We start from the raw sequence: 26,021 nt of genomic DNA on the forward strand, positions 1-26,021 counted from the left end.
ATGGGAAAGCTGATTATTTAACCAAAACAAATGATGAAAAGATTATTGTTTCTTGCCTCTTTGGCTGTTTTCTTTATGATGGGATGTCAGAAAGAAAAAGACGAGTTGAATCCTCTTTTGGGCGATTGGAAAATTAAAAGTATTTATATGAAATACACCGATCCGGTTAATGGCTTAGTAGAGGAAACTGTAGATGTAAATAAATTTCTGTCTGAACGAGGGTTCTATCCTACGTTAGTTAAGGAAATACATTTCTTCGATAAAGATAGTGTGATATTTATAGCTCCTGAACGTGGTAGTGTTTTCTCAATTGGTGAAAAATATCATATTCAAGATCCGGGTCAGTCAAGTGAAGAATCAAGAGGTACCTTCGGATTGGAAGGTAATTTTATCAATGTTCAGTTCAAATATGATGGTGGACAATCAAATTCCAAATACCGTTATGCTCTTGACAAGGGAGGACTTCAATTGATAACAAGGGATATTGATCAAAAAGTAGAGGGACGACAGGTAACCCATAAAGAAATTTGGTTTTTGGAGAAATGAGATAACAAAATATTGCAGAGCCATTCTTTCGGGAATGGCTTTTTTCTTTCTAATTCCAAGATGGTGTAACGAAATTTAATTTGTCAATAATTTGTACGTATCTTTGTACAGATAAAAGTACTTGTTATGTTGATTGCTAGTGTATCTGATTTCCGGAAAGACATAAAACGCTATCTGGATAAGGTTTCCAAAAACTTTGAAACCTTAATTATTAATCGAGGTAAAGATTCGGGTATTGTTGTTATGTCGCTTGAAGAATATAATTCCTTGATGGCAACAAACCATGAATTATCTTCCCGAACAAATGAACAGCGTCTTGATGCAGCGATTGAAAAGTTGAAAGCTGGAAACTCGTTTGAGAAGCAGTTGTCGGAGGAGTAATATGAAGTATGTTTTCGTGGATGAATCTTGGGAAGATTATCTGTACTGGCAACAGACAGATAAGAAGAAACTGAAAAAGATCAACGAACTGTTGAAAGATATCGCAAGGACCCCATTCGAAGGGTTGGGTAAGCCGGAACCCTTAAAACATAAGTATTCCGGATTCTGGTCACATCGCATTGATGAGGAACACCGACTGATCTACAAATACGAGGAAAACCAAATTTTAATTGCTAAATGCAGGTTCCATTATGATTGATCAAGAGATAGCTAAAGAATATTGAGTCTTGAACAAATCTAAAAAATTGTAAAAGATTTATTCTGATGAAGCATCTTGATGAGTTGGACGGATTACCTAAATATTTGGATAAAGGAATATTCTCGCGTATTTTCATCCGACTTAATAATATGTATAAAGCGGATGAGAGATCGCTAAACTTCTTTCGTATTGAAATTTAGCTTAGTTTTGCCATAGGAGAACTGGCAAATTTAACGCCGGAAGAGAAAATGGCATACATATCAAGCTTGGAACAAAAACGTGTCTATAATGCCACGATTGCATATGCTGAAAAGGAAGGTATGGAAAAGGGTATGGAGAAAGGTATGGAAAGAGGTTTAGAGCAAGGTCGATTGGAAGAGCGTGCCAAAGCTGAAGCTGAGAAATTAGCTGAAAAGCTTAAATCAGCGTTAGAATTTAAGAAAATTGGTGTAGCTGTAGAAGATATTGCTAAGGCTTTAGGGCTGACTATCGAACAGGTAGAGGAGCTGAAATAGAATTTTTTATTTATAAAATATTTTTGGAGCCATTCTTTCGGGAGTGGCTTTTTTTTGTATTTAGCCATCATAACCAGTTACCTAATTATGATGGCTGAGTAAAATATATAAGCAAATATTTGAATCCCAGCACTGCAGAATCATTGATTATCGCCACCACTCAAAATTCTTTTGAGAGGGGAAGTGAAAATATGGAGGAGGAAGACTAAAGCTTTCGTATATAGTATTAAAGGGGTAGAGGTATAGCGTCTTTACCACGTCTTTGAAGAATTGTAGAACTTGTAATTTCAATGGAGTTTGTCTTCCTCTCCGTTAATCACTTGGCTTATCCACCTTAGAGAAATCTAAAAGATCATTTGGGGTCACTCCAAGTGCATCTGATATCTGGACCAGAATAAATGCTGTAGGGTTTGCTCCCTGACGTTCATAACGATTTATAAATTGTTTATCTTTATTTAATATGGAAGCTAGCTCTCCCTGTTCTATTTTTTTCTCAATTCGAAGTTGTTCAATACGTTTTCCTAATTTGGTGCGAAATGCTTTTTGATTTTGATCCATTTAGTTAAAATCGACATATTGAAAAAAAAATGGTCAACAAATTTGTTTACTATTGTGTTGTTTTTTATATTTGTCTCATTAGTTTGTTAATTAGAATATGATATAAGTTTTAATTAAAATATTGAAAATATAGATATTTAAAAGTCTTGCAGCTCCATTCTCAGGCCAAGTGGCAAGGCAGCAGAAATATCTCACGCTTTCAATGAAAAGTGCTATTTTTGCATTTAATTCATTGAAGTGTGGGGCTGCTGTTCACCCGGCGCAACTTTAGGCCTGAGAATCTTTTGGAGCACGGGATGCAGCCCCCTCTTTAATTTAGCTGCCTTCCAGCAAGACTCGTTTAACCATAAAAACGAGTTATGAACAAAAAGCAACAATCAAAAAACATCATTGCGGCCCCCGAGTAGCTCGGATGGTCTGGACAAATAAGATTTGTCTTCCCTTGCCATGGAACGCGTAATGCCAATATATATACCTTTGTGACCCCTCAATCAAACGCGCTCTGGCTTCCCAGAATGAATTAATTTTTACTTATGTAACCTGAGCATAGTCAGGCCCCGTAAAAAACTGATTTCGGTCGGAAAGGGACTCTATGTGCTTTAGGTTGCGGTTTGCAATACTGAAATATGAACAGGATTTTGGCGCTACAATTCGCTTTTGACCGTTTGATTTATGATGTTCACAAGGCCGATTACGACCCTATAAAGGAGATCGAAACGTTTTGGAATAGATATGCACTGGATACAATATCTGACAATATCTTGGAGCTATTGGGTGCATATGTGAATGACGAAATGCAAAAAGACTGGTCTTACATAGATGAAGAGATGTACGAGTTCGCAACGGAATTGTATCGTGTATTGATCGCATACTGTGTCGCCAATTATCGCCCTACCGATCTCACCAAGCTCGAACTCTCGGCCAAAGCCAGGGAACGTATAGCCAAGGAGTTGGAAATGAGCAAAAAAATCGTTGACTTTTTCGGTCGTTTATCGAAATAACCACTAACAAACAAGATTATGAATACCCTTAAATTATTAGCCTTCCTAAGGCTTTATATCAGCTATATATTTCAAGTGCTTGCCAAACACTACTTAAGAACAAGGCCTGTGCAAATCAAGCGAATGTTAAGGCCACTTTCTTCTGTCTTTTGCCTGACCAACTTCGCCCCAACTTCTGCCTTTTATGCTATTGGCTCCGAGTTTTCATCGGGATTTCATCGGGCCATACCGATTAAAACCCGATGCCGACCCGATGAAAATCCGATGAAATGTAGAAATTCGGCAGGTATTGGTCGGGTAATGCTCTGTTGCATCGCAGTAGTTTCTATGTTTAGTTTATCGGCTCAGACGCCCCGCAAGGACAGTGGGGCGGATGGGCTAAATAGCATCAAGCCATTACAGATCGGTGATACGATCCCAGAAGTACTATGGAAAATGCCACTTGCTGTCATCAACCATCCCGATGGAAAGGAAATAATTTCTTTATCCGATTACAAAGACAAGAAACTACACATCTGTCCTAAATAAATTTTAGGATTCGATTTCTGTGGTACAAGCATAGCTTTTTTCATCATTTCGATATTGACCCCTATTTTTCAATCTGCGAAGATCTTTAGCTGTCCCTTTTTTCCTTTTATAGGCGGCCTGAGAAAGGGATCATCTATCCATTGCCAGATGTTTATTTTCACGAAGATATTCATTCTGATGAATGCGACCAGATTGGACAGGTTCCAGTCATATTTGGCCTTTTTTTGTAAGTATTTTAACAGTAATATGCCAATGAGTGAAGTCCAGATCTGGATCATCACTGCATTTTCAGAAGTCCCTATGAATGTCGATACTTTTAAGCGCTGCTTTAGATGCTTGAAGAAGACTTCGATATGCCAGCGTTGTTTATAGATGTTTGCCACCAAAGAAGCCTTCCACTTCGTATTATTGGTCAAAAAGTGGTACTCATTGCCAGTGGTGCTGTCCCAAAAGTGGATCAGGCGTAACGGTGTGGAATTGTATTTATTGCGGGCAGCGCCGGAAAGCTCAATGAGCTCATCCTTAAGGATGCCCTTTTCCTTAAGGGCATCGCTCTGGTAGGACTTGATAACGTTGTACTTCATGTTCACTTTACTCCTGGTAACAAAATAACAACCCCTGCTGTCCAAATCCCCAAGCCAGCTGTAATCCACGTAGCCACGGTCCACTACCACCACGCTTCCCTTGGAAAAACTGTAACTACCGGCTCGCTGGCTCTCATGTACTTTTCCATCGGTAATCTGCATAAAAACAGGTAGGCAGCCATCATAATCCAAGACAGTGTGCAGCTTTACGGCACCTTTGGTGCTGCGAAACTTTGCCCAGTCAAATACAGATAGACATAAGGGGATGATGCTTGCATCCATCAGATATACTTTACGCTTTAGCTGACCAAGATCTTTGCGAAAATGGGTGTCCTTTTGCCAAAGCCTATCCAAAACAGAATAGTAAAGATCTTTGAAAAGTTCATGGGTACGGTGTGTGTTGATATAGGATATATTAGACTTACTTGGAGCTCTTACTACACCTAAGTGGTTCAGATTACCAGTGGTACTGCGTAGACCGTTACTAATATCACGAACCGAATCTGCCGAGGAAAAATGACAGAAAAGCATACTGACTAGATGCGTCCAGCTGTTGATCCCTTTCTGATGTTTGTCACTTTTGTGCTTTGAAACCAAATCTTTGAATAATTCGCGGTCGATAAGAGATAAAATCTGACTAAAAACATTTAAATTTATCATGGCGGTGTGTTATAATTTTGTGATTTAAATATAGCGATCTCGCTATATCAAAACACCGCCATTTTTTAAACGTTTAGGACGCAAGTGAAGAAACTAATCATACTTGATTTTTGGTCTACCTGGTGCGGTTCCTGTATAGCAGCCATGCCGAGGTTCCATATTTTAAATGATATGTTCGAGGCAGATTTGGAAATTCTGCCGATCAATAGGCAATCCAAACGGCATATCGAAACTTTTTCCAGAGGTAATAAGATATTGGATTCCCTAAGATTATATTCCGTTACAGATGCGGAAGCTGTTTCATTATTTTTTCCGCATAAAATGGTTCCCCACGAAGTCTGGATCAAAGATAGTATTGTCCAAGGAATCACATATGCTCGGGATGTCAATGAGGAAACGATCAAAAAGATCCTTGAAACCGGAGTCCTGAAGACCACCAGTAAAATAGATCAATTGGACTTTGACAGCAACAAGGCATTTTTGATTGATAATAACGGAGGTAGTGATTCTACTTTTAAGTACAGGAGCATTTTTACCCCATTTAAAAAAGGGATACCATCAAGAACAAGTATAGTTATTGGAGCAAATAGAGAAAAATGGCGCATGTCGGCAACCAATATGGGTATATTGGGTCTTTTTGGACTGGCATTTCCTCAATTGAATCGCCTTCCACAGGAGCAGCTAATCATCAATTTCCCTAAAGATAAATTAAAGAGGCAAAAGGACGATGGGTTGTCAATTGAAGCTTGGAACGCTGAAAATTTATATTGTTATGAACTCAATGTCCCACCAATGGATAACGAGCAATGGCGGAAAATGATCAGGCAGGATCTCGAAAGATACCTTGGTCTTGTAGGCCGTATTGAGTATCGAAATGGTGCCGAATATTTTGTGCTAGAACAAGTTGAAAGAAAATACAATACTATAAAATAGTCAAGAGATGAAACAGTTCTTATTTTTTTACTGGCTGCTCTTTGGCTTCGGTATTTTGACGGTGACAGGACAGCAACAGCAATATATTTTAGGAAGAGTAATCGATGGATATACCGATGCTCCTTTGAGTGGGGTAAACCTACGATCCCCGAACAATGAATTTAAGGTACAAACGGATAAAAATGGATATTTTAGGATGGACGCACTTGTGACAGATTCGTTGATCCTATCACATTTGGGATATGAGGAAACTCGTGTTAAGATTTCCGATGGGAAACTGGTCAATGGAATATATCAGTACCATATACTAGCATCTTCCCGTCGCATGGATGAAGTAGTGGTATCAACAGGGTATCAGACTATTCCGAAAGAACGCTTGACTGGCTCATTTGATGTAATAGATAACGATCTACTGAATAGACAGGTGTCAACAAATATATTGGAGCGTCTTGATGGGAACGCTAATGCTGTGTTATTTGATAAAAGGGGGCTAACAAATGACAATATTACAGTGCGGGGGTTGAGCTCGATCCATGCAACAACTTCCCCTTTGATAGTTCTGGATAATTTTCCTTATGATGGAGATATTTCCAATATAAATCCTAATGATGTAGAAAATATTACGATACTCAAAGATGCGGCAGCGGCCTCAATCTGGGGAGTCAGGGCTGGGAATGGTGTAATTGTAATAACGACAAAACGAGGAAGGCGTAATATGCCTCTCAAAGTGTCAGTAAATTCTAACTATACAGTAACGGAGAAACCCAAGCTATTTTACCAGTCTCGGATGTCTAGTTCTGATTTTATTGATGTTGAAAAATACCTTTTTGAAAATGGATTCTATGTAGGTGCTGAGAGTGATCCCGATAAATCCGCACTTTCTCCCATTGTCGAATTACTGATCAAGAAAAGGGATAATCCGGAGCAAGCGGCTGACATTGATGCCCAAATAGAAAAACTTCGTGCCAATGATGCACGCAGGGAATATTTTGATGGGGTATATCAGAAAGGACTTATGCGACAGTCGTCTCTTGCATTGCGAGGTGGAACTGATCGATTGTCTTATGCATTTTCGGTAGGATATGACCGAAATGACGGCAGTTTAAAAAGTCGTTATAAACGAACAACCCTGCGTTCGGATAATTCCTATAAAATTACATACCACTTGGTATTTGAACTGGGGATGCAGTATATTTCTGCAGAAAACAAAGAAGGAATTACTCCCTACGACAATCTTTATTTTACCTCAGGAAAATATTTATTTCCCTATGCAAGGTTAACGGACGACGACGGCACTCCAATGGCAGTGAATAAAGATTATGAAGGAAGTTTCAAACAGGAAGCATTGGCAAAAGGGCTATTAGATTGGGAATATCGTCCAATGGAAGAGGTATCATTATTAAATAATAAGACAGTGAACAGTGAGCTGCTTGTTAATTCGGGAATGACCTATAGCTTTCTAAAAAATTTTCGCGCAGAAGTAAAATATCAATATGGAACAGCTTCTGCCGATCGAAGAAATTTAAAGAATAGGAACTCGTATGAAGTGCGAGACCTTGTAAATAGGTATTCACAGATCTTATCGAATGGTAGCCTTCAAAGAAATATCCCTGACGGCGACATTCTTGCATTTTCCTCAAATAAAGTAAAGAGCCAGTCTTTGAGAACCCAACTCAATTATAGTTATTCAGGTCTCAGTACCGATCTTGATGCATTAGTTGGTACGGAACTTAGACAGGTCAATTCAATTGGTGCAAGAGGGCAGACTTATGGTTATGATGATGCAATATTGACTACCTCTAGGGTCGACTATGCTACGTCTTTTCCTTTATATACAGGCGGTTCTGGCCGAATTCCTGATGCTACAGGTTATTCTGATCAGATGGACCGAATGCGTTCTTTTTATTTGAATGGAGCATATACTTATGCCAAGAGATATGCTGTTTCATGGAGTGCTAGACAGGATGGATCAAATCTTTTTGGTGTAAAAAGCAATCAGAAGCTTGTTCCCCTGTGGTCAGTTGGTACAAGCTGGAATATTGGTAGAGAGTCATTCTATAGATTTGAACCTCTACCGATACTAAAGTTGAGGGCTACCTACGGATTCAATGGAAATGTTAACAATAGTCTCTCTGCTTTGACAACAATTAGGTATTCGAGTGGCAATCTAGCTAATTTACCATATGCATCGATAGAAAATGTACCCAATCCAGATCTGAGATGGGAAAAAGTAGGTGTACTCAATCTTGGGCTCGATTTTGAATCGAAAGGTGGACTTATTTATGGATCCATTGAGTATTACAATAAAAAAGGTGTAGATCTATTTGGAAAAACCTTGCTTGACCAGACGACTGGCGCGATCAATCCCAATCTCACTTTTGAATATATAACCAATTCTGCTAGTATGAAAGGGAAAGGGCTAGATATTCAGCTACATTCTGTAAATATGAAGAGACAATTGAGGTGGCAAACTGATTTAATGTATAGTCTTTCAACGAACAAGTTGGTATCCTATGAAAGCGATATTACTGATCCAAGGCTATACGTTAACGGTGGCTATGCTGTTAATCCCATCGTGGGGAAGCCGTTATTTGCAATATTCAGCTATAGATGGGGGGGACTAGACACACATGGTAATCCACAGGGATATCTGGGGAATAATTTGAGTACAGATTATTCGGCAATTTTAAATAATACCAAAGCAGAGGAATTAATATACAATGGGCCTGCGATGCCTACTAGTTTTGGAGCGTTTAGAAATAGCTTTACCTATAAGAGTGTGTCCCTCTCTTTTAATATAACTTATAGATTAGGATATTATTTTGTGACTAATTCGATCAATTATAATAAGTTATTTAATGGTTACGAATCTCATGGCGATTATGTGCGGCGATGGCAGAAAGATGGGGACGAAAGTCAGACTTCCGTTCCATCTATGGTATATCCGAATGATCCGCTGAGAGACAGTTATTATAGTCAGTCTTCGGTGTTGGTAGAAAAGGGAGATCACATTCGCCTGCAAGATATTAACCTCAGCTATATTTGGAAAAATACAAGCCAAAAGACACCTTTTGAAATGGTACAAGCTTATTTCTATATAAATAATCTGGGAATATTATGGCGGGCAAATAAGAAAGGATTGGATCCTGACTATGTTGTTGGATTACCTGCCCCAAGAGCTTTTTCACTGGGATTAAAAATGTCGTTAAAATAATAGCATTATGAAAAAATTGATAAAAATAGCTGCCATTATCCTTGCTACATTGGTCATGAGTTGTACTAAGGATTTTTTGGAAAAGAAACCTGACAAAGCATTGGTGGTTCCGCAAACATTAGATGATCTGCAGGCTCTTCTTGATGATACCTACACGATGAATCAGCGTTATCCTGCAACAGGGGAAGTTGCAAGCGACAATTATTACCTAAATGATCAGAACTATAATGCAGTAGCAGGTTTAGTCACAAAAAATGCATATATATGGAAGAAAAATGTATTCGATGACGGTGATCGAAATGATTGGTCCCTATGCTATGCGGTAGTATTTTATTCTAATGTAGTGCTTGAAGCATTAAATAAAATTACTCCAACAATACAGGAAAAAGAAAAATGGGAGACTATCAAAGGGACAGCTCTCTTTTATAGAGCGTTGGCATTTTATAACCTCTCGCAGCTCTTTATGAAACCATATGATAATGAAAATGCAGGTGAGGAATTAGGAATTGTCCTCCGTTTGACGCCGGATATTAACGAGCCCAGTCAACGTTCTTCGATGAAAGATACCTATGAGGCTATACTGAATGATCTACATGTTGCATTGGAGATCTTACCGAAGACAGTTCTTGCAAAAACAAGACCTAGTGTAACTGCTTGTAAGGCTTTGTTGGCCCGAGTGTATCTTAGTATGGAAAAATATCAAGAAGCGGCTAACATGGCTGATGAAAGTCTTAAGGATTATGATAAGCTCATAGATTACAATACCATCAGTAAGACATCCATTAGACCATTTTCACTCTTCAATGACGAGGTTATATTTCATTATACCCTTTTTGGCCAACCGATCAGTTTAGCCCGTATAGAACCTACTTTATACGATCAATATGAAGAAAATGATCTCCGCAAGGTACTTTATTTTAGAGAAGCACCGGGAACAGATTTATATAGTTTCAAAGGAAGCTATCAAGGTGGAAGTACTATGTTTGGTGGGCTAGCCACGGATGAACTTTATCTCATCAGGGCTGAATGTGCGGCTAGAACAGGTAATATTGAGTCGGCATTGAATGATCTAAATACCTTACTGCAGAAGCGGTGGAGTAAGGTTGTCAAATATAATCCCTTGTCGGAATCGAATAGAGATGTCGTATTGGCAAAAGTTTTGGCGGAAAGGCGAAAATCGTTGGTATTTAGAGGGCTGAGGTGGTCAGATCTCCGAAGGCTCAATAAAGATCCTAGGTTTAAAACGGTTATCTCGAGAAATTTGAATGGAGAGATTTTTCAGTTAATGCCTGAGAGTAGCTCTTATATCTTTCAAATTCCGCAAAAAGTGATTAACAATAATGGTATGATGCAGAACGAATAAAAGGATAAATAAAGGCCTCCCAAACTCGACTTTAAGTTTGGGAGGCCTTTTTGAATCAATAACAGCTGAAATTTATTGTGCTCTGTTGCGGCTAGCGACAACAGTGGACATGTCAGGCTGATTAGGATTGCTAGTTGATCGTTTAGCTTTCACAGCACATCGGATGTCGTCTCCTTCTGGACAGTCTGGTTCTTCTGTGCCATCTCCAGCAAGATGATAATTAGTTGAAATATTGTAGTCCGATGGCGTTGTAGAAGAACTCGTGTAATCGAACCATACTTCCTCTTCTAAAACCTTCTTCTCTACCTTTGCTTCTTCCTTCTTCTCCATCGCCTTTACTACCCAAAAGGCTCCAATCAATAAAAAGAAAGATAATACAAGACCGGTACGTAACCAGTTAATTTTTAAAGTGCGCATATGCATCTTTTTAAGTTTATATAATTTTATTAGTTATTGTTGCATTTCGGTTTTGCCTCACAGCCATGCGATCGAGGGATCCTAGGTTGAGGTCAGCCAACTTCCTTGAAACCGGGAGACCAATATAATCGGGAATAGTGCAAACTTGCGCGGATACCACATCTTGTCCACGACTCTCTTTAGGGCTAAGGATAGACAGATAGGGGCATAGCATAGCTCCCTGAACACAGGAACGACACTATACCTAAACGGAAGGACAAACCGCCCAAACAGCCTGATCCATAAGGACTGGAACACTGGCCCTAAGCGTAGGCCAAGTCGTTTGATTGTTTCTTTCGCTGTTTGTTGACTTTTCATCTCCGTTTATTTTACCTATCCATAACCTATTGCGCAGCGGCACAACCTTGGCGCGGCCTGCCCTATGTTTTGCTTTGCACTTTGTCGCTGTACCCGCGTCCCTATTTTATATTGCTCCAGCGATCCCGCCAAACCCTTCACAAGCGTACTGAAGATCGCTGGAGCGCCCCGTCGGGAAATACGGTGTGGATTTAACAGCAGTACGCTCGCCATTTCGTTATTATTTATTATCGTCATCTTTTGATAGCGATGTCTTTACCTTGAAAATTTATGCAAGACATCGGCTGTTTATCTCAGTGTCTGAAAGCAAAAGAAATATAAGCTTGATCTTTTTCCATATTTATTGGTTGATATTCATAATTAGCGTGTAAGAAATGATGAATCAAATTGAATAAAAATCTAAATAGTTGATTTTTTAGCATTTTTTTGATATTATAGTATATCGTGTTAATTAGCTGTTAACCATTAGCCAAACTGTATAAATTATGGAATCTGTAAAAAGTACCGAAAGCACAGATGGAGATTGGGACCTCTCGATCAATCATTGGAGATCCAGAACGATATGGATCCTTATTTTTTCTTTTTATAATGCTTCTGCCGGATATCGTATCGGTGCGGGATGGAAGATCTACAAATACTGCTTGTCCAACACAAATTTCTATGTCGATTTCCTTTGGAGTATCTTTTTTCTTTCTGTCATGGTGGAGTGGACCATGCAGACGACAGCATATTTTGATCAAAAGCAACCTTGGCGCAACGAATTTCTAAAACGTTTCTTTATTCAGATCATATTTATCTATCTGCCGACCATTTTTTATCTCGAATGTATGGACCGATTATATCTTCAAATAACGGATCGCGCTCTTTTTCGGATTCCCCAAAATATTCTTCAATTGCCATTCTCCATGGGTATATCACTGATTTATACATTGTTCTATAGTTTGGCTTCATTGTATAGAGAATATATGGCTGGAATTGGGGAAGTTGAGATTTTAATAAATGACGAAAAGCAGGGAAAGATAGCAGCTATCAAACAGAATAATTTACAGGATAATCCGGTCATAACCATACGTGATGGCAAAGATATCCGACTGATGGATTTGGACATTGTTTTAATCTGCAATAATAATGGGATGAATACGATCTATGAACGTAATCCGGCAAATCCACCTATTCAGGATAGCCATGCGTTAAAATACCTCGTCGAGAGGTTAGATACGAAGGAATATTATCAGATCACTCGCTGGGAACTGGTACACCGAAGTGTTATAAAAGGATATGAAGTAAATGGCGATAAAAACTTTAGACTGCAATTAGATTTTCCACTTGAACAGCAGCTTGTGATCAATAAAGATAAAATTGATGATTTTGCGAAATGGTTGTTGGACGAAAATGATGGGTGATTTTGAGTTTTCCACATGATGTTAATAACAATGTGGAAAACGTTTCCCCCTTTTAGTATGTAAAATCAAAATTTGTGGCTGAGCCTACCTAAGCTAACAAGTTGAGGCTTCTTCTCCAGTAAAGTTCAGCATTTTTTTGTATATTAAGTTGTACTATATTAACCCTTGACTAATGAAAACCAAATTTATACTTGTTTTAATATTGTCCTTCATCGTCTGCTTTTCAATAGCAGCTGCTGTATACTATTTCCTAGATGAGAAATCGTCCATTCCCGATTCCTTGTTCGTGGGGGCTATATCAAGCTCTATCGTGATTACATTATTCTCAAAGTTCAATACAGCCGCTCGACGCAAATAATTATATTTTCCTGACAGCAACTCCATACCAACTTGCGATCAACTCCGTACTGTAACCACCTTGTGTGCACAGTGAGTCCACGTTGAGTCCACCTTTTAGGGGTGCTTGCACTGTACAGACATCCTGTCTGCATCTTGCTCGCAATTAGAAGGTGGTTAGGAATTGGTTATAACTAATCCCCAAAAAGGTATCACTAAATTTTCAAATTTATAATTGCTATTTGCTGCAGCTTCCGAAATCCTTAAAAATGAACAAGATACTTGACATAGGGTCGTTTTGGTGGTATATTTATTGTATGGGAATAAATGATAATGGCTATATCCGTGGACTGGTTGGCCCACTGGTAAGCAGAAAGGTAGGAACAAAGAACTACATTCAAGGTAAACCACACCGTGTAAAACAAAACGTCGACACGAAGAATGCTGGTAAAGATTTTGGACAGGCAAGTCGCGCAGGCGCTGCAATTAGGCAGGCTTTTGGGTTAGTGCATCAGGAACTGCATGATGGACAGATGGGCAATCGCTTGAATAGACAGATTTATAGGGCAATGAAGACAAATATCAATGACGATAGGGGAACACTTTGCCTAAACAACTGTAAGCTCGACAGATTGGTGAATTTCCAATTCAACGAAAATTTCCATATGCAGGATGCGCTGAATATCGATCCAATGGTTAACTTAACCGAGGAGAGCAAGATCGAAATATCATTTCCAATATTTGACATTAACCGAGCATTGCTGCTACCCAAAGATTGTAATGCTATCGCCTTTAAATTCCATACCTTTTCTTTCAATTTCAAAGAAAGGGAGTTCACTGAGGTAAAGGATGAAGAATGGGAAATCGATATCGTCTATGGGCAGGATCCAATTCCGGCCAAGACAATCAGCATTCCATGCAACGAATTTGTTGGTACGCCGATCCTGGTTGGATTTACGATCATATATCTTCATAAAAATGGCCGACGGTGCAATGTGCTGAATGAAGTTGATTGTACGCCTGCAACTATTCTAGCTGCTTTCCAGTTATAAAAGTAACGTTAACCCATACCTGTGTTTTTTCCTACCGGAGCGGATATCCATTTACCGCTCCTTTACCTCCATTTACCGACTTTTTTATTCCGTTGATCTAAATGTAATAAAATGGGATGCTGCGTTGTCTTACTTTTGAATCAGAATCTTAAAGGAAATGATGCAACAAAATCAACTTCCTTGCGACAATAAGAAAAGAGATAAAAAAACTAACAATATAAAGTATAGCAATTATGAAAACTTTAGTAAAGACATTCGCAGCAGCAGCATTGATTACACTATCAACTTTCGCAATGGCAGCAGCTGACCCTGGCAAAGCATTGAACCTTTCCACAGCCGATTTGGCCATCGATAGCTATGTGTCGGTAATGACAGAAGGTGCATCTCAGGGCGTAGAAAAATTGTTCGCATCGGAATTCAATCAAAAATTTCAGGGAAAAGCTGCACGCACCAATAGCCGTTCGGAAGTCATTTCGTTCCTAAAAAAGCAAAAAGGTGAAAAATTGAACTGCAGTACAAGTACCGAAGTACTCGAGGAGTCTGAAAACTATAGGGTAGCACGTGTCACCATGAAGTTTGAGGATTTCACGAAAACAGATTTGGTGACATTGATCAATGAATCGGGAACCTGGAAGGTTGCAAGCTCCGTAAACTCGTATAAATAGAAACTGTTTAATTAAATTCATATGTTTATTTTAGCCACGTCGGGATGATGTGGCTTTTTTTGTTCCATCTTTGTTAATGGATCTGTTTAACTAAGTATAACCGAAATGGATGGTCACAAAGAACATGCTTCACAATCTCTTAGCGAATCTGAAATTGCTTTATTGAGGGCCGGACTTAATCGTACTTATAAGGAGCGATTTGAAATGACTACCCGTCTCTATAAAATTCAACAAACGCTTAAAAAGGCAAAAATTATTCATAAACCCTTTTATCAGAAATAGTGTATGGATATTTTTGATCAGGAAATTTTAGAGTTTTGGCAGAATTTAGAGGAATCAAATGTAGCGTACATTATGATTGGGGGGTATGCAACTAATTTGCACGGTTTTCAAAGGTTTACTGGTGATTTAGATATTTGGATAAAAGACTCATTGGATAATAGAAAACGGTTAAGGGAAGCATTCAGGCTATCTGACCTTGGTGATATTCCACAGCTGGAAACTATTCCTTTCGTAGTTGGCTGGACAGATTTTCACTTGAATAATGGGCTTCGCTTGGACATTCTGACGGATATGAAAGGTTATATATAAACCAGCTCATCGCTAATAAAAAGGCAATCAATAGACCAAAGGATCAGATCGATGTTCAGGCATTGGAAGAAATTGTCAGACTTCGAGAGGATGAAGGTGAGTAGGTTTTCTAAGTTATCAACAGTGTTATTAACACCCTGTGGAAAACTTAATGGTATGCAGCCGTGCCGGCCATAACAGAAATAAACATTATTTAACCGATTAATTTTTTAACTATCCTAGATATTTGTTATTATTACCCCTGTATTAACAATTATTATGAAGTATTATTTAGGCTTTTCGACGAAACTTATTTGTTTTTTTCTATTGAACCTGTGCGGATTGAGCCTTTCGGCACAAGTTACTTTTACCACTTACCATAGGAAAGATGGGGAGGAGACTAAGAAGCAAGACTCGGCTTATTTTTTAAGAGAAATTCATATTGATGCGTTGGGAAAGGATAAAGTTTATCGAATAGCGGAGTACTACCTACGTAATGACTCACTAAAGCTAAATGCGATAAGTAAGAGTGGACACCCACCTTTCAATTTTCTAGATAAAAAATATGAATTCTATGAAAATGGTACATTGAAGAGTCTTGAGAAGTTCAGTGATGAGAGTAAATTGATAGATTCTGCTTTTTATCTCTATCCGAATAATAAGTTGAAGATGATTGTATTCTATCCGAGTGAAGTGAAGGAAAAGAAACTACTGATAAAGAAGCCAATCTATGTGGTGTATTATGATTCTTTAAACAATAAAAAGTTAGAAAATGGGAGCGGTTTTATTCGTTTTAGTATAGATGAACAGGACGAAACTGAAGAAGGTCAGCTGGTCAATAATTTGCGCGAGGGGGAGTGGCGAGGAAAGAGGGGACCTGATTCTTTTGTCGAGCATTATAAGGAGGACAAATTACGCTCAGGCACTAAAACAAAAGAAAACGGCACTGTCATTTCATATGATTCTACTACCTATAGAACACAGCCAGAATACCCTGGAGGTGTCAAAGAAATGATGTATTTTGTGGCAAGAAATTACGAATATCCAAAACAAGCTATGATGAATGGTATAAGCGGTACTGTAGAAATAGCGTTCATTATAAATCAACAAGGGCGATTAGAAGATTTGAAAATAAAGAACGATTTGGGTTTCGGTACAGGGGCTGCTGGTATACAAGTCGTCAAAAAACTTAGAAAATGGAAACCTGGTATGCTACGTGGTGAGCCTGTGCGGGTTGGCTATACATTGCCGATAAGGTTAAACTTGAGGGGAATATAATAACAGCCTTCCTATTGGAAGGCTGTTATTTTTTTACGATACTTTATACGTTATTTTCTCAAAGCTGCAGCGCCTTTAACGATACCCTCCACAACAGCAGGATCTTGAAGTGTCGAAGTATCACCTACATTGGCGATATCGTCTTCGGCAATCTTGCGTAAGATACGGCGCATGATTTTTCCTGAGCGTGTCTTTGGTAAATCATCAACAAATTGGATAATGTCTGGTTTAGCAATTGGACCGATAATACGTGAAACAGTTTCCATGATATCCTTTCTGGTGGCTTCTGCATCGGTATGGTGATTCGCAATGACATAAGCATAGATACCCTGGCCTTTTACTGGGTGCGGATATCCGACAATGGCCGATTCAACAACGTCAGCGTGCATATTGATGGCATTTTCCACTTCTGCTGTACCAATACGGTGACCCGAAACGTTCAATACATCATCTACACGGCCTGTGATTTTATAATAACCCTCCGGACTACGGAAACACCCATCGCCTGTAAAATACATATCCTTATACGTCGAGAAATAGGTTTGACGACATCTGTCATGATCCCCCCATGTCGTGCGTAGCATACCTGGCCAAGGGAACTTGATACATAGGTTTCCTGTGACATCATTGCCTTCGATTTCTTTCCCATTCTCATCCATCAAAGCGGGTTGAATGCCCGGCATCGGGAACATCGCATAACTTGCTTTTTCCGGTGTTACTCCCGCCAATGAAGTGATCAAATGGCCTCCATTCTCTGTCTGCCAATAGGTATCAACAACAGGACAATTCTTTTTACCAACTTTTTCGTTAAACCAGTTCCAGGCTTCTTCGTTGATTGGCTCACCTACAGATCCCAAAACGCGCAAAGATGAAAGGTCGTTCTTGTCGACAAATTCGTCACCAAAAGCCATCAATGAACGTAAGGCGGTAGGGGATGTATAGATAATATTGACCTTGAACTTATCAACAATGTCCCAATAACGGCTCGCATCTGGGAAGGTTGGAATACCCTCAAACATTAAAGAAGTAGCTCCTTGTGATAACGGCCCGTAGACGATGTAACTGTGTCCTGTAATCCAGCCAATATCTGCTGTACAGAAAAATACATCGTTTGGCTTATATTGGAAGGTATTCATAAAGGTATAGCCTGTATACACCATATAACCACCACAAGTGTGTACTACACCCTTAGGTTTACCTGTGGATCCCGATGTATAAAGGATGAATAAATTGTCCTCAGCATCCATCTCTTCTGCTGGACATGCTGGATTTCCCTGTGTTTCTACTTTTTTGATCTCATCTTCCCACCATACGTCACGTCCTTTGATCATCGATACCGGTGTACGCGTACGTGTTAAAACAATTACTTTTTCAACAGTGTCACATTGCATTAAAGCATCGTCCACAATGTTTTTTAAACCAATGGTTTTATTGCCGCGGTAACTACCATCTGAAGTGACGATCAGTTTGCATTCCGCATCGACGATACGATCCGCGATAGATCGTGCTGAAAAACCTCCAAACACCACCGAGTGGATAGCGCCGATACGAGCACAGGCTAATACAGCAATAACCAATTCAGGAACCATTGGCAAGTAAATACATACCCGGTCTCCTTTTTTGATGTTATTATTTTTAAGTACGTTGGCAAATTGCTCTACCTTTTGTAGTAATTGCTTATAGGAAAGAATGCGGTGCGCTTCATTGGGATCATTAGGTTCCCAGATGATGGCTGGTTTATCACCATTAGCATAAATATGGCGATCTAGACAGTTTTCTGTAATATTTAATTTAGCACCCTCAAACCATTTGACATTGGGTTCCTCAAAGTTCCAGTTCAGCACTTTATTCCACTTTCTCTTCCAGAAAAAATGATCTGCAATGCTCGCCCAAAACTCCTCAGGTTGTTCTACACTTCGCTTATATTCACTTTGATATTCTTCAAATGATTTTATTTGTAGGCTCATCGTTATTAGGATTATTATGAATTATTTTAATTTATATTGTTATCGTTGCGAAATTGTTTTTGATATTTCGATTTCGGTGTACAATTTAGCGGTTTTTGCCCATTTTATCAAAAAATTGATGTTTAATATAATGTTAAACTACTTTTATCTATAAGATTGTTATCTTGCATCAAGATTTACCAAGATGTCTTTTCTAAGAAAGCTATTCTATATTACAATCTATACCAATCTTCTGATCGCCATGGCGGCCATGGCGCAATGTGCACTGACTTATATCATATTCGAACGATCTATCAATTGGTATATTGTTTTAGTGGAAGGAACGGCGACTTTGTTGCTTTATAATTTTAGCCTGTGGTGGTCCAAACCGAAGCACCCAAAAGAATCAAAATTCCCCCGGACACGCTGGATCTTTAATCATGAATGGGTCATGTGGTTAAACAATGGTATCGCTTTGCTTGTGCTTGGTTATTGCTTGTGGTTTATTCATGTGTATTCCTTTTTGTTTTTGGGATTTATTGGAATCCTGAGTCTACTATACGGAATGCCTCTATTTACCTTCCGTGACCGCAAAGTGGGGCTTCGACAGATACCCGGGGCCAAGATTTTTCACATTGCCCTGGTCTGGGTCTGCAGCAGTGTGGTGCTCCCTTATGTGGAACTAGCCAACATCGGTGTCACAATAGATCAGTGGGTTTTTATTGCGCTCTGCGGATTGAAGTTTATATTTTTGGTTATCTGTACATTGCCTTTCGATATTCGGGATATCCAACAGGATTCCTATTATCATCTACGCACTTTACCTAATATGCTGGGCGAACAAAAAGCTAAAAATCTAACCTATGGACTATTAGGCCTGCATTGTGTTTTGATCTTGACCGTGCCTTATACAGCACCTATTAAAATCGGATTGATTCTGACCAACGTACTCATATTTGCCTTGCTTAAGTTGGCTGTTTTCAAAACAAAAGACCATTACCACTACGCTTATCTACTGGACTGTAGCTTGGTGCTTCAGTTTCTGATTGTTGTTGTTGTCGGTATCTTTAGCCCTGGAACCTGATTTTTTAGAGCTTTCAAGAGCAATGGCTTACTTTAATCTCCTGCACCTGTATGAATAGGGGGTACTAATTGATTACTTGCTCGCTTGCTCGCATGATTGATTGAAGATTTTGGCAAATAACTCTTTGCCAAAATTAAGACGTCAAAAAGGCGACGATCTTATCTGCGGCGACTTCCGACAATTTATAATAACTTTCAAAGGTCCATCCGGCAACATGCGGCGACAAGATTACATTGTCTCTACGGATAAGATCTGCATACCAGCTCTGTTCGGCGAGTTTTGGGAACTTTTCTACGGGCAACACATCAAATGCTGCTCCGATAATGGAACCGGAATCAAGGCCGTTTAATACTGCAGGTACCTGTACAATACCGCCTCGGGCACCAAGTAAGAAGAAAATGGGTTTCTCAAATTTTGCCAGATAATCCACATCAATCATACCTCTTGTTTCATCCGTTAAGGGGATATGGAAACTGATCACATCGGCTTCTTTGCAGATCTTTTCCATGTCTGCTGCCGATGCATATTGATCCGTATAGTCGATTCGATATTTATCATAGGCAAGTACCTGTACATCAAAGCCGGATAATTTTTTTGCCATGGCCACACCATTGTGTCCATAGCCGATCAAACCTACAGTACGCCCCTTAAGTTCATATCCACGATTGGCCTCACGCAGCCACTGTCCAGATCGTATTTGTTGGTCACCACGATTCAAATTGTTCATTAGACTAAGCAACATACCGATCATATGTTCACCTACAGCATCCCGATTGCCTTCATTGGCCGGAATTAACAGCACGTCTCTTTGCGCAGCAATTGTATCGTCGATATTGTCCATCCCAGCACCAGCACGAGCGATAAAGCGGAGGTTTGGCGCCAAGTCAAAAAAAGCTTTATCTACCTGAAATTTGGAACGGATAACCATACCCGAGTAATTAGCGATGATTTTTTCAGCTTCTTCTCGGCTGATATCAGGTTGATAATTGTAGGCGATCCCCGCCTGTTCAAATTTCTCAAGCATGATTTCATGAATGTCGTCGACGATCAAAATAGTAGTTTTCATTCAATTTTTTTTTATGTGGCACTGATCAGTGAATACCGTTGCTATGTAGTACGATGATTTAGATCCCAGCGTCATGATTATGGTTGATCTGCATAAAATCTACAGACAGTAATTTATTTAACTGTTGTTGTTTCATGCGATTGGGCATTATTTTCATGCCAAAATTTCGCATTCCTATCAGGAAAGGATTTTCCCATTGTGCTATTTTTCCTATCCTCCAGGAAGTATTACAGATATAATTTACGCGATCCAATCGTCTTTTTTCGAATCGTTGGAAAGCCAAATTAACGGAAGCTGAGGTTTGGAGTTCATCCACGAGAACAGCAACATCCTCAATAGCCTGGCAGGCTCCCTGGCCCAAGTTGGGCGTCGTCGCATGTCCAGCGTCACCCAATAACAAGATATTGCCAAAAGCGAGTTGTTGAAGTGGTGTGATGTCAATAATGTCATTTGCGATTAGTTCGCTATCTTTTGTCTCCGACAGGATCGTTGGAATAGGGGCATGATAATCTTTAAAATTTTCGAGGAGCTCCTTTGTTTTCCAGTTTTTTAAGACCGGATTCTGTGCTTCTGTATTGATGCAGGCGTACCAATAGATGCGGTTATTGACAAGTGGGGTCATCCCAAAGCGGCCTTTGCTGCCCCAGGTTTCTGTCCCCTTACTGAGCTGTATACTGCTATTATCGATGGTGGCCCGCCAACAGGTATAGCCTGAATAGCGAGGTGCCGAGCCTGGTATGAGTTGTTGTCGTAGTGCTGAGTGTACACCATCGGCAATCAAAAGGGCTTGGCCGCGTACATGGCTTCCGTCTGCGAAATAAACTTGAATATCTTCTCCCTCTCGTTCAAAGGAAACGGCACGTTTGCCGAGATGAACTTGTCCATTGGGGATTTTGGATAAGAGAAACTGATGCAGATCTGCCCGATGGATAGCGAAATTGTCCTGTTGATATTTTTGACTGATTGACCTGGTGTCTGGTTCAACAAGAATATTTCCCTTTTGATCCAAGACATTATAAGATGCAAGGTAATGCCCTATCGGAACGATTTCATCCTTCAATCCGAGATATTCCAAAGCTTGCATGGCGTTGGCCGCGAGCCCGAATCCAGCACCTATGCCTTTGAGTTCAATGGCGCTTTCATAGACATGTGCTTCAATACCTACTTTTGCAAGCCCTATTGCAGCACATAATCCAGCGATACCTCCGCCTACGATAATAAATGTGCTGTCCGTCGAATGCATATTAAAGACTGTTTGCTATTTCGTTTGTTAAACCGACAAAATCATCTACCGTCAATCGTTCTGCGCGTAGCTCGTACAGTGGATTGTCGGACATTTTATCTTTGGGAACAACGCCCGAAAGTGAGTTACGGAGGGTTTTACGACGTTGATTGAAGCCCGCTTTAACAACACGCCAAAATAGTTTTTCATCACAATTCAATTGTTCACGGTCATTGCGCGTCATGCGGATAACGCCCGACAATACTTTTGGCGGTGGATTAAAAGCTCCTGCTTTTACAGTAAAAAGGTATTCTACTTTATAATAGGCTTGTAAAAAGACACTCAAGATACCATATTCCTTGCTGCCCGCCTTAGCTGTACAACGTTCGGCTACTTCTTTCTGGAACATACCCGTCATTTGAACGACACGTTGGCGTTCATCCAAAATTTTAAAGAGAATCTGGGAGGAGATGTTGTAAGGGAAATTGCCAATGACAGCCATTTTCTCACCAAAATACTGTGAAAAGTCAAGGTTTAGGAAATCACCGTGGATCAATCGCTTACCCAATTGGGGATATTTATCGTCCAAATAAGCAATGGATTCGTCATCCACATCGATCAAATAGGTTTCATATTCCTCTTTTTGCAAGAGAAAATCAGAAAGTACACCCATTCCTGGACCTACTTCAAGCACTTGGCTAAAACCCAATTTAGGATCCAATGCTTCCACAATCTTTTGTGCAGCATTTTTATCGTTCAAGAAATGCTGTCCTAAATGTTTTTTTGCTCTTACTGTGCTCATGTTGCAAAAGTAAAAAATAAATAAGTGAAAAGTCATTCTAAGAAAAAAATCCCTATTTTTGAATCAAAGCATTTAAATAGAATGAGCGATAAATTAAAAATCGGAATTACCGTAGGCGATATTAACGGCATTGGACTTGAAGTCATCATTAAATCTTTGGTAGATCAGCGTATGTGCGATTTCTTTACGCCAGTGGTTTACGGAAATACAAAGGTTGCTTCTTTTCACCGTAAAGCGATCGGTGTAAATGATTTTAGTTTTAACGTGATCAATGATGCTGAGCAGGCGCATTCCAAAAGAGCAAATATGATCAATTGCTGGCAGGAAGACGTCAAGATTTCGTTGGGTGAAGAAAACGAAATTGGCGGTAAATATGCCTTCCTTTCGTTGGAGAAAGCTGTTGAGGACCTGAAAGCCGGCAAAATTGATGCTTTAGTGACTGCCCCAATTAATAAGCATAATATTCAACAGGAGGGATTTCAATTTCCGGGCCATACCGAATACCTGCAGGCCAAAGTAGAGGCTGATGATGTATTGATGTTTATGGTTTGTGATGAATTGCGTATTGGTGTGGTAACAGGTCATATTCCACTGCATGAGGTTGCGGCTAATATTACCGAAGAAGCTATTCTTAAAAAGCTAGCCCTGATGAATGACTCATTGAAGAAAGATTTTTGGATTGAAAAACCTAAGATCGCAGTTTTGGGACTAAATCCACATGCTGGCGATCATGGGATTATTGGCACCGAAGATGATCAGATCATTAGACCTACCGTAGAAAAAGCAAACGAACAGGGGATCTTCTGCTTTGGTCCTTATCCTGCGGATGGATTTTTCGCAAAAGGTGCTTATGAGAAATTCGATGCGGTACTCGCAATGTACCATGATCAGGGTTTAATTCCTTTTAAGCATATTGCAAAAGGTGCCGGTGTAAACTTTACAGCCGGTTTACCTATCGTACGTACTTCGCCAGATCATGGTACAGGCTATGATATTGCTGGAAAAAACTTAGCTTCTGAAAGCTCTTTTGTAGAGGCAATTTTCTCGGCTTTACATATTGTAAAACGCCGTCGTGAACAAGCCGAATTACTTAAAAATCCACTTGCTTTCCGTAAGTTATCCAAAGATAGGGATTAGGGAAAAAAATTGTTACTTTTGCAAACTGTTTGGTTTTTTACCTGCTGTTTTGACTATGTACGATAATTTACAACATCCAATCTTTTCAATCATTAAGGAACTCGCCGAGACAACAAATACAGAATGTTATGTCATTGGGGGGTATGTTCGCGACTATATTATGAAGCGGCCTTTTAAGAATGATGTGGATATTGTTGTCGTCGGCAGCGGCATTGAATTTGCGACTTTATTGGGTGATAGGCTACATACTAAAGTGGCTGTCTACAAGAATTTTGGTACAGCAATGTTGGTTTATGAAGGACTCAATGTGGAGTTTGTCGGTGCCCGAAAGGAATCTTATCGTGCCAACTCGCGTAAGCCTATTGTGGAAGACGGTACCTTATCCGATGATCAAAATCGACGTGATTTTACGATCAACGCGATGGCGTTTTCTTTGAATAAAGCGGATTATGGTACTTTAGTGGATCCATTTGACGGCGTGCAGGATCTTGAACAGCGCGTTATTCGAACACCGTTGGATCCGATAGAAACGTTTTCCGATGATCCACTGCGTATGATGCGGGCTATCCGTTTTGCGACACAGCTAAATTTTAAAATCACGATTGATGCGATCAAAGCGATTAGCGATACCAAAGAACGAATAAAGATTATCTCGAAAGAACGTATTATCGATGAAATCAATAAGATTATTCTCTCACCTAAGCCGTCAGTCGGTTTTAAATATCTTTTTGATACCGGTCTCCTGGAATTGATATTTCCGGCCATGTATAATTTACACGGAGTTGATGTCATTGATGGCAAAGGCCATAAAGATAATTTCTACCATACGTTGGAAGTGCTGGATAATGTATGTGAATTGTCTGAAGACCTCTGGTTACGTTGGGCAGCGATTATGCATGATATTGCTAAACCGGCAACAAAACGTTTCGATAAAAAGCTCGGCTGGACGTTTCATGGCCACGAAGATCGTGGTGCCCGTATGGTACCAAAGCTTTTTGCTGAATTGAAGCTGCCGCTCCATGAGAAAATGAAATTTGTGCAAAAGGTGGTACAATTGCATCTTCGGCCAATTGTCTTGGCGCAGGATATCGTAACAGATTCTGCTGTACGTCGTCTGTTGTTTGAGGCTGGCGATGATATTGAAGCCCTGATGATGTTATGTCATGCGGATGTGACCACAAAAAATGAGTTTAAAAAGAAGAAATATCGTCAGAATTTTGAACTTGTCAAACAAAAATTGAAGGATGTCGAAGAGCGGGACAAGGTTCGGAACTGGCAGCCGCCGATCAGTGGCGAGGATATCATGATCCTATTTGGCTTGGCACCAGGGCGTACTGTAGGGTTGCTGAAAAATTTGATTCGCGAGGCTATTTTAGAGGGCGAGATTCCAAATTCCAGAGTAGAAGCATACCAATTTTTGGTGAAAAAAGCAGGGGAAATGAACCTGACGATCAAAGAAGAAATCCCATTGGAAATTTCCAATTCTTAAAATATAGTATTAATTTTAGAGGGTTAAAAGAAGAAAATAGCAGAGATGGCAATTTATAGATTTAGAGTTACTTTTGAGGATTATGAAGATGTATATCGTGAGATCGACATGCCTTCTAAAAGCACATTTATAGACCTACATGAGGAAATCCATAAATCAACAGGTTATGCTGCAGATGCATCTTCCTCGTTCTATGTGAGCAATGATCAGTGGAAAAAGGGAACAGAGATTGCATTCAAGCCTACACAACGTAAAAAAGATGCTGAGGTATTGTTGATGGAGAATATCCGTTTAAGTAAGTTTATCGATGATCCACATCAGAAATTTTACTACGTTTACAATTTTGATCGCCCTTATGATTTCCAGGTTGAATTGATCAAGATCTTGAAGGAAGAGGATGGAAAGGACTATCCGGCGTTGTTTAAATCTATGGGTCAGGTTCCCAAAACAATGACTGCTGCTAATTTTCCGGTCTCAGATGCTGTTGAAGAGGACGATTATGTGGAGGAAGACGATACGCAATATGGGGTCGATGATGAAGACGAACTGGATGGCTTCGACAGTGATGGTGACGATGAGGGCGAAGAAGGTGAAGAGCGTGAAGAATCCAGCGGCTACGAAGACGAATATTAATTAAGAAGACTTTACAGGTTCT

The 26,021-nt window shown here is 39.7% G+C and carries 27 protein-coding genes; 18 read left to right on the forward strand and 9 right to left on the reverse strand.

Annotated elements, in window-relative coordinates; translation table 11 throughout:
- Nucleotides 1-30: 30 nt before the first annotated feature.
- From AACH28_RS18830 to AACH28_RS18845, 4 genes are all read left to right on the forward strand, one after another.
- Complete coding sequence (locus AACH28_RS18830) at nucleotides 31-546, forward strand: hypothetical protein (RefSeq protein ID WP_341831232.1); 516 nt, start codon at nucleotides 31-33, stop codon at nucleotides 544-546.
- Between the two features lie 126 nt (nucleotides 547-672).
- Nucleotides 673-927 (forward strand): type II toxin-antitoxin system prevent-host-death family antitoxin, encoded by a 255-nt coding sequence (locus AACH28_RS18835; protein WP_341831233.1) that lies wholly within the window; start codon nucleotides 673-675, stop codon nucleotides 925-927.
- Between the two features lies 1 nt (nucleotide 928).
- Nucleotides 929-1,186: a Txe/YoeB family addiction module toxin gene (locus tag AACH28_RS18840; RefSeq protein ID WP_341831234.1), complete on the forward strand. Its 258-nt coding sequence runs from the start codon at nucleotides 929-931 to the stop codon at nucleotides 1,184-1,186.
- 248 nt (nucleotides 1,187-1,434) lie between these two features.
- A complete protein-coding gene (locus AACH28_RS18845; protein ID WP_341831235.1) occupies nucleotides 1,435-1,701 on the forward strand; it encodes a hypothetical protein in 267 nt (88 codons plus the stop codon).
- Between the two features lie 312 nt (nucleotides 1,702-2,013).
- Here the strand turns inward: AACH28_RS18845 and AACH28_RS18850 are convergent, their stop codons facing one another.
- Nucleotides 2,014-2,259 carry a helix-turn-helix domain-containing protein gene (locus tag AACH28_RS18850; RefSeq protein WP_145329880.1) on the reverse strand — a complete coding sequence of 82 codons (246 nt, stop codon included), beginning with the start codon at nucleotides 2,257-2,259 and terminating at the stop codon, nucleotides 2,014-2,016.
- Between the two features lie 626 nt (nucleotides 2,260-2,885).
- Here AACH28_RS18850 and AACH28_RS18855 point away from each other — a divergent pair.
- Together AACH28_RS18855 and AACH28_RS18860 are read left to right on the forward strand one after the other, a co-directional pair.
- Nucleotides 2,886-3,260 carry a hypothetical protein gene (locus AACH28_RS18855; RefSeq protein WP_341831236.1) on the forward strand — a complete coding sequence of 125 codons (375 nt, stop codon included), beginning with the start codon at nucleotides 2,886-2,888 and terminating at the stop codon, nucleotides 3,258-3,260.
- Nucleotides 3,261-3,524: 264 nt separating this feature from the next.
- Nucleotides 3,525-3,788 (forward strand): hypothetical protein, encoded by a 264-nt coding sequence (locus AACH28_RS18860; RefSeq protein WP_341831237.1) that lies wholly within the window; start codon nucleotides 3,525-3,527, stop codon nucleotides 3,786-3,788.
- 68 nt (nucleotides 3,789-3,856) lie between these two features.
- On the opposite strand, the gene AACH28_RS18865 is transcribed toward AACH28_RS18860, so the two are convergent.
- The gene (locus AACH28_RS18865; RefSeq protein WP_115046003.1) at nucleotides 3,857-5,032 is read right to left on the reverse strand and encodes an IS4 family transposase; all 1,176 of its coding nucleotides are present in this window, start codon (nucleotides 5,030-5,032) and stop codon (nucleotides 3,857-3,859) included.
- 84 nt (nucleotides 5,033-5,116) lie between these two features.
- Between AACH28_RS18865 and AACH28_RS18870 the strand changes: the two genes are divergently transcribed.
- Genes AACH28_RS18870 through AACH28_RS18880 form a run of 3 tightly spaced genes read left to right on the forward strand, consistent with a single transcriptional unit; the run spans nucleotide 5,117 to nucleotide 10,542 of the window.
- On the forward strand, nucleotides 5,117-5,965 hold the full coding sequence (locus AACH28_RS18870; protein WP_341831238.1) for a thioredoxin family protein: 849 nt from the start codon (nucleotides 5,117-5,119) through the stop codon (nucleotides 5,963-5,965).
- Nucleotides 5,966-5,972: 7 nt separating this feature from the next.
- Nucleotides 5,973-9,179 (forward strand): SusC/RagA family TonB-linked outer membrane protein, encoded by a 3,207-nt coding sequence (locus AACH28_RS18875; RefSeq protein WP_341831239.1) that lies wholly within the window; start codon nucleotides 5,973-5,975, stop codon nucleotides 9,177-9,179.
- A gap of 7 nt (nucleotides 9,180-9,186) precedes the next feature.
- Nucleotides 9,187-10,542 (forward strand): RagB/SusD family nutrient uptake outer membrane protein, encoded by a 1,356-nt coding sequence (locus tag AACH28_RS18880; RefSeq protein ID WP_341831240.1) that lies wholly within the window; start codon nucleotides 9,187-9,189, stop codon nucleotides 10,540-10,542.
- Nucleotides 10,543-10,614: 72 nt separating this feature from the next.
- Here AACH28_RS18880 and AACH28_RS18885 read toward each other — a convergent pair whose 3' ends face one another.
- The 3 genes from AACH28_RS18885 to AACH28_RS18895 all read right to left on the reverse strand — a co-directional run bounded on the left by AACH28_RS18885 (nucleotide 10,615) and on the right by AACH28_RS18895 (nucleotide 11,553).
- Nucleotides 10,615-10,965, reverse strand: coding sequence for a hypothetical protein (locus tag AACH28_RS18885; RefSeq protein ID WP_341831241.1), 351 nt, complete (start codon nucleotides 10,963-10,965; stop codon nucleotides 10,615-10,617).
- A 75-nt stretch (nucleotides 10,966-11,040) separates the two neighbouring features.
- Nucleotides 11,041-11,316 carry a hypothetical protein gene (locus AACH28_RS18890; RefSeq protein ID WP_341831242.1) on the reverse strand — a complete coding sequence of 92 codons (276 nt, stop codon included), beginning with the start codon at nucleotides 11,314-11,316 and terminating at the stop codon, nucleotides 11,041-11,043.
- Between the two features lie 15 nt (nucleotides 11,317-11,331).
- Entirely contained in the window at nucleotides 11,332-11,553 is a 222-nt protein-coding gene (locus AACH28_RS18895) for a hypothetical protein (RefSeq protein WP_341831243.1), read from the reverse strand.
- A 248-nt stretch (nucleotides 11,554-11,801) separates the two neighbouring features.
- On the opposite strand from AACH28_RS18895, the gene AACH28_RS18900 reads away from it, so the two are divergent.
- From AACH28_RS18900 to AACH28_RS18920, 5 genes are all read left to right on the forward strand, one after another.
- Complete coding sequence (locus AACH28_RS18900; protein ID WP_145329896.1) at nucleotides 11,802-12,719, forward strand: hypothetical protein; 918 nt, start codon at nucleotides 11,802-11,804, stop codon at nucleotides 12,717-12,719.
- Between the two features lie 605 nt (nucleotides 12,720-13,324).
- On the forward strand, nucleotides 13,325-14,107 hold the full coding sequence (locus AACH28_RS18905) for a hypothetical protein (RefSeq protein ID WP_341831244.1): 783 nt from the start codon (nucleotides 13,325-13,327) through the stop codon (nucleotides 14,105-14,107).
- Between the two features lie 233 nt (nucleotides 14,108-14,340).
- A complete protein-coding gene (locus AACH28_RS18910) occupies nucleotides 14,341-14,772 on the forward strand; it encodes a nuclear transport factor 2 family protein (protein WP_341831245.1) in 432 nt (143 codons plus the stop codon).
- A gap of 285 nt (nucleotides 14,773-15,057) precedes the next feature.
- Nucleotides 15,058-15,363 carry a hypothetical protein gene (locus AACH28_RS18915; RefSeq protein WP_217493566.1) on the forward strand — a complete coding sequence of 102 codons (306 nt, stop codon included), beginning with the start codon at nucleotides 15,058-15,060 and terminating at the stop codon, nucleotides 15,361-15,363.
- 258 nt (nucleotides 15,364-15,621) lie between these two features.
- On the forward strand, nucleotides 15,622-16,620 hold the full coding sequence (locus tag AACH28_RS18920) for an energy transducer TonB (protein ID WP_341831246.1): 999 nt from the start codon (nucleotides 15,622-15,624) through the stop codon (nucleotides 16,618-16,620).
- A 50-nt stretch (nucleotides 16,621-16,670) separates the two neighbouring features.
- Here the strand turns inward: AACH28_RS18920 and acs are convergent, their stop codons facing one another.
- Nucleotides 16,671-18,587: an acetate--CoA ligase gene (acs, locus tag AACH28_RS18925; RefSeq protein ID WP_341831247.1), complete on the reverse strand. Its 1,917-nt coding sequence runs from the start codon at nucleotides 18,585-18,587 to the stop codon at nucleotides 16,671-16,673.
- Between the two features lie 184 nt (nucleotides 18,588-18,771).
- Here acs and AACH28_RS18930 point away from each other — a divergent pair, with 184 nt between their 5' ends.
- Nucleotides 18,772-19,650 carry a hypothetical protein gene (locus tag AACH28_RS18930; RefSeq protein ID WP_286752644.1) on the forward strand — a complete coding sequence of 293 codons (879 nt, stop codon included), beginning with the start codon at nucleotides 18,772-18,774 and terminating at the stop codon, nucleotides 19,648-19,650.
- A 133-nt stretch (nucleotides 19,651-19,783) separates the two neighbouring features.
- Here the strand turns inward: AACH28_RS18930 and AACH28_RS18935 are convergent, their stop codons facing one another.
- From AACH28_RS18935 to rsmA, 3 genes are read right to left on the reverse strand one after another with little or no spacing between them, the layout of a single operon-like run.
- The gene (locus AACH28_RS18935; RefSeq protein ID WP_341831248.1) at nucleotides 19,784-20,716 is read right to left on the reverse strand and encodes an NAD(P)-dependent oxidoreductase; all 933 of its coding nucleotides are present in this window, start codon (nucleotides 20,714-20,716) and stop codon (nucleotides 19,784-19,786) included.
- A 58-nt stretch (nucleotides 20,717-20,774) separates the two neighbouring features.
- The gene (locus AACH28_RS18940; RefSeq protein ID WP_341831249.1) at nucleotides 20,775-21,959 is read right to left on the reverse strand and encodes an FAD-dependent monooxygenase; all 1,185 of its coding nucleotides are present in this window, start codon (nucleotides 21,957-21,959) and stop codon (nucleotides 20,775-20,777) included.
- Nucleotide 21,960: 1 nt separating this feature from the next.
- Nucleotides 21,961-22,740 (reverse strand): 16S rRNA (adenine(1518)-N(6)/adenine(1519)-N(6))-dimethyltransferase RsmA, encoded by a 780-nt coding sequence (gene rsmA, locus AACH28_RS18945; RefSeq protein WP_070560762.1) that lies wholly within the window; start codon nucleotides 22,738-22,740, stop codon nucleotides 21,961-21,963.
- Between the two features lie 81 nt (nucleotides 22,741-22,821).
- Between rsmA and pdxA the strand changes: the two genes are divergently transcribed.
- Genes pdxA through AACH28_RS18960 form a run of 3 tightly spaced genes read left to right on the forward strand, consistent with a single transcriptional unit; the run spans nucleotide 22,822 to nucleotide 25,999 of the window.
- The gene (gene pdxA / locus AACH28_RS18950) at nucleotides 22,822-23,877 is read left to right on the forward strand and encodes a 4-hydroxythreonine-4-phosphate dehydrogenase PdxA (RefSeq protein WP_070560760.1); all 1,056 of its coding nucleotides are present in this window, start codon (nucleotides 22,822-22,824) and stop codon (nucleotides 23,875-23,877) included.
- 55 nt (nucleotides 23,878-23,932) lie between these two features.
- Complete coding sequence (locus AACH28_RS18955) at nucleotides 23,933-25,366, forward strand: HD domain-containing protein (protein ID WP_341831250.1); 1,434 nt, start codon at nucleotides 23,933-23,935, stop codon at nucleotides 25,364-25,366.
- A 45-nt stretch (nucleotides 25,367-25,411) separates the two neighbouring features.
- Nucleotides 25,412-25,999, forward strand: coding sequence for an IS1096 element passenger TnpR family protein (locus AACH28_RS18960; protein WP_341831251.1), 588 nt, complete (start codon nucleotides 25,412-25,414; stop codon nucleotides 25,997-25,999).
- Nucleotides 26,000-26,021: the final 22 nt, after the last annotated feature.

This window comes from Sphingobacterium thalpophilum, assembly GCF_038396785.1.
Classification (GTDB): domain Bacteria; phylum Bacteroidota; class Bacteroidia; order Sphingobacteriales; family Sphingobacteriaceae; genus Sphingobacterium; species Sphingobacterium thalpophilum_A.

What these genes read in the sequence shown, in the direction of transcription:
- AACH28_RS18830 (WP_341831232.1), top strand. Translation starts at nt 31, where the DNA reads ATGATGAAAAGATTATTGTTTCTTGCCTCTTTGGCTGTTTTCTTTATG.
- AACH28_RS18835 (WP_341831233.1), top strand. Translation starts at nt 673, where the DNA reads ATGTTGATTGCTAGTGTATCTGATTTCCGGAAAGACATAAAACGCTAT.
- AACH28_RS18840 (WP_341831234.1), top strand. Translation starts at nt 929, where the DNA reads ATGAAGTATGTTTTCGTGGATGAATCTTGGGAAGATTATCTGTACTGG.
- AACH28_RS18845 (WP_341831235.1), top strand. Translation starts at nt 1,435, where the DNA reads ATGGCATACATATCAAGCTTGGAACAAAAACGTGTCTATAATGCCACG.
- AACH28_RS18850 (WP_145329880.1), bottom strand. Translation starts at nt 2,259, where the DNA reads ATGGATCAAAATCAAAAAGCATTTCGCACCAAATTAGGAAAACGTATT.
- AACH28_RS18855 (WP_341831236.1), top strand. Translation starts at nt 2,886, where the DNA reads ATGAACAGGATTTTGGCGCTACAATTCGCTTTTGACCGTTTGATTTAT.
- AACH28_RS18860 (WP_341831237.1), top strand. Translation starts at nt 3,525, where the DNA reads ATGAAATGTAGAAATTCGGCAGGTATTGGTCGGGTAATGCTCTGTTGC.
- AACH28_RS18865 (WP_115046003.1), bottom strand. Translation starts at nt 5,032, where the DNA reads ATGATAAATTTAAATGTTTTTAGTCAGATTTTATCTCTTATCGACCGC.
- AACH28_RS18875 (WP_341831239.1), top strand. Translation starts at nt 5,973, where the DNA reads ATGAAACAGTTCTTATTTTTTTACTGGCTGCTCTTTGGCTTCGGTATT.
- AACH28_RS18880 (WP_341831240.1), top strand. Translation starts at nt 9,187, where the DNA reads ATGAAAAAATTGATAAAAATAGCTGCCATTATCCTTGCTACATTGGTC.
- AACH28_RS18885 (WP_341831241.1), bottom strand. Translation starts at nt 10,965, where the DNA reads ATGCATATGCGCACTTTAAAAATTAACTGGTTACGTACCGGTCTTGTA.
- AACH28_RS18890 (WP_341831242.1), bottom strand. Translation starts at nt 11,316, where the DNA reads ATGAAAAGTCAACAAACAGCGAAAGAAACAATCAAACGACTTGGCCTA.
- AACH28_RS18895 (WP_341831243.1), bottom strand. Translation starts at nt 11,553, where the DNA reads ATGACGATAATAAATAATAACGAAATGGCGAGCGTACTGCTGTTAAAT.
- AACH28_RS18900 (WP_145329896.1), top strand. Translation starts at nt 11,802, where the DNA reads ATGGAATCTGTAAAAAGTACCGAAAGCACAGATGGAGATTGGGACCTC.
- AACH28_RS18905 (WP_341831244.1), top strand. Translation starts at nt 13,325, where the DNA reads ATGAACAAGATACTTGACATAGGGTCGTTTTGGTGGTATATTTATTGT.
- AACH28_RS18910 (WP_341831245.1), top strand. Translation starts at nt 14,341, where the DNA reads ATGAAAACTTTAGTAAAGACATTCGCAGCAGCAGCATTGATTACACTA.
- AACH28_RS18915 (WP_217493566.1), top strand. Translation starts at nt 15,058, where the DNA reads ATGGATATTTTTGATCAGGAAATTTTAGAGTTTTGGCAGAATTTAGAG.
- AACH28_RS18920 (WP_341831246.1), top strand. Translation starts at nt 15,622, where the DNA reads ATGAAGTATTATTTAGGCTTTTCGACGAAACTTATTTGTTTTTTTCTA.
- acs (WP_341831247.1), bottom strand. Translation starts at nt 18,587, where the DNA reads ATGAGCCTACAAATAAAATCATTTGAAGAATATCAAAGTGAATATAAG.
- AACH28_RS18930 (WP_286752644.1), top strand. Translation starts at nt 18,772, where the DNA reads ATGTCTTTTCTAAGAAAGCTATTCTATATTACAATCTATACCAATCTT.
- AACH28_RS18935 (WP_341831248.1), bottom strand. Translation starts at nt 20,716, where the DNA reads ATGAAAACTACTATTTTGATCGTCGACGACATTCATGAAATCATGCTT.
- AACH28_RS18940 (WP_341831249.1), bottom strand. Translation starts at nt 21,959, where the DNA reads ATGCATTCGACGGACAGCACATTTATTATCGTAGGCGGAGGTATCGCT.
- rsmA (WP_070560762.1), bottom strand. Translation starts at nt 22,740, where the DNA reads ATGAGCACAGTAAGAGCAAAAAAACATTTAGGACAGCATTTCTTGAAC.
- pdxA (WP_070560760.1), top strand. Translation starts at nt 22,822, where the DNA reads ATGAGCGATAAATTAAAAATCGGAATTACCGTAGGCGATATTAACGGC.
- AACH28_RS18955 (WP_341831250.1), top strand. Translation starts at nt 23,933, where the DNA reads ATGTACGATAATTTACAACATCCAATCTTTTCAATCATTAAGGAACTC.
- AACH28_RS18960 (WP_341831251.1), top strand. Translation starts at nt 25,412, where the DNA reads ATGGCAATTTATAGATTTAGAGTTACTTTTGAGGATTATGAAGATGTA.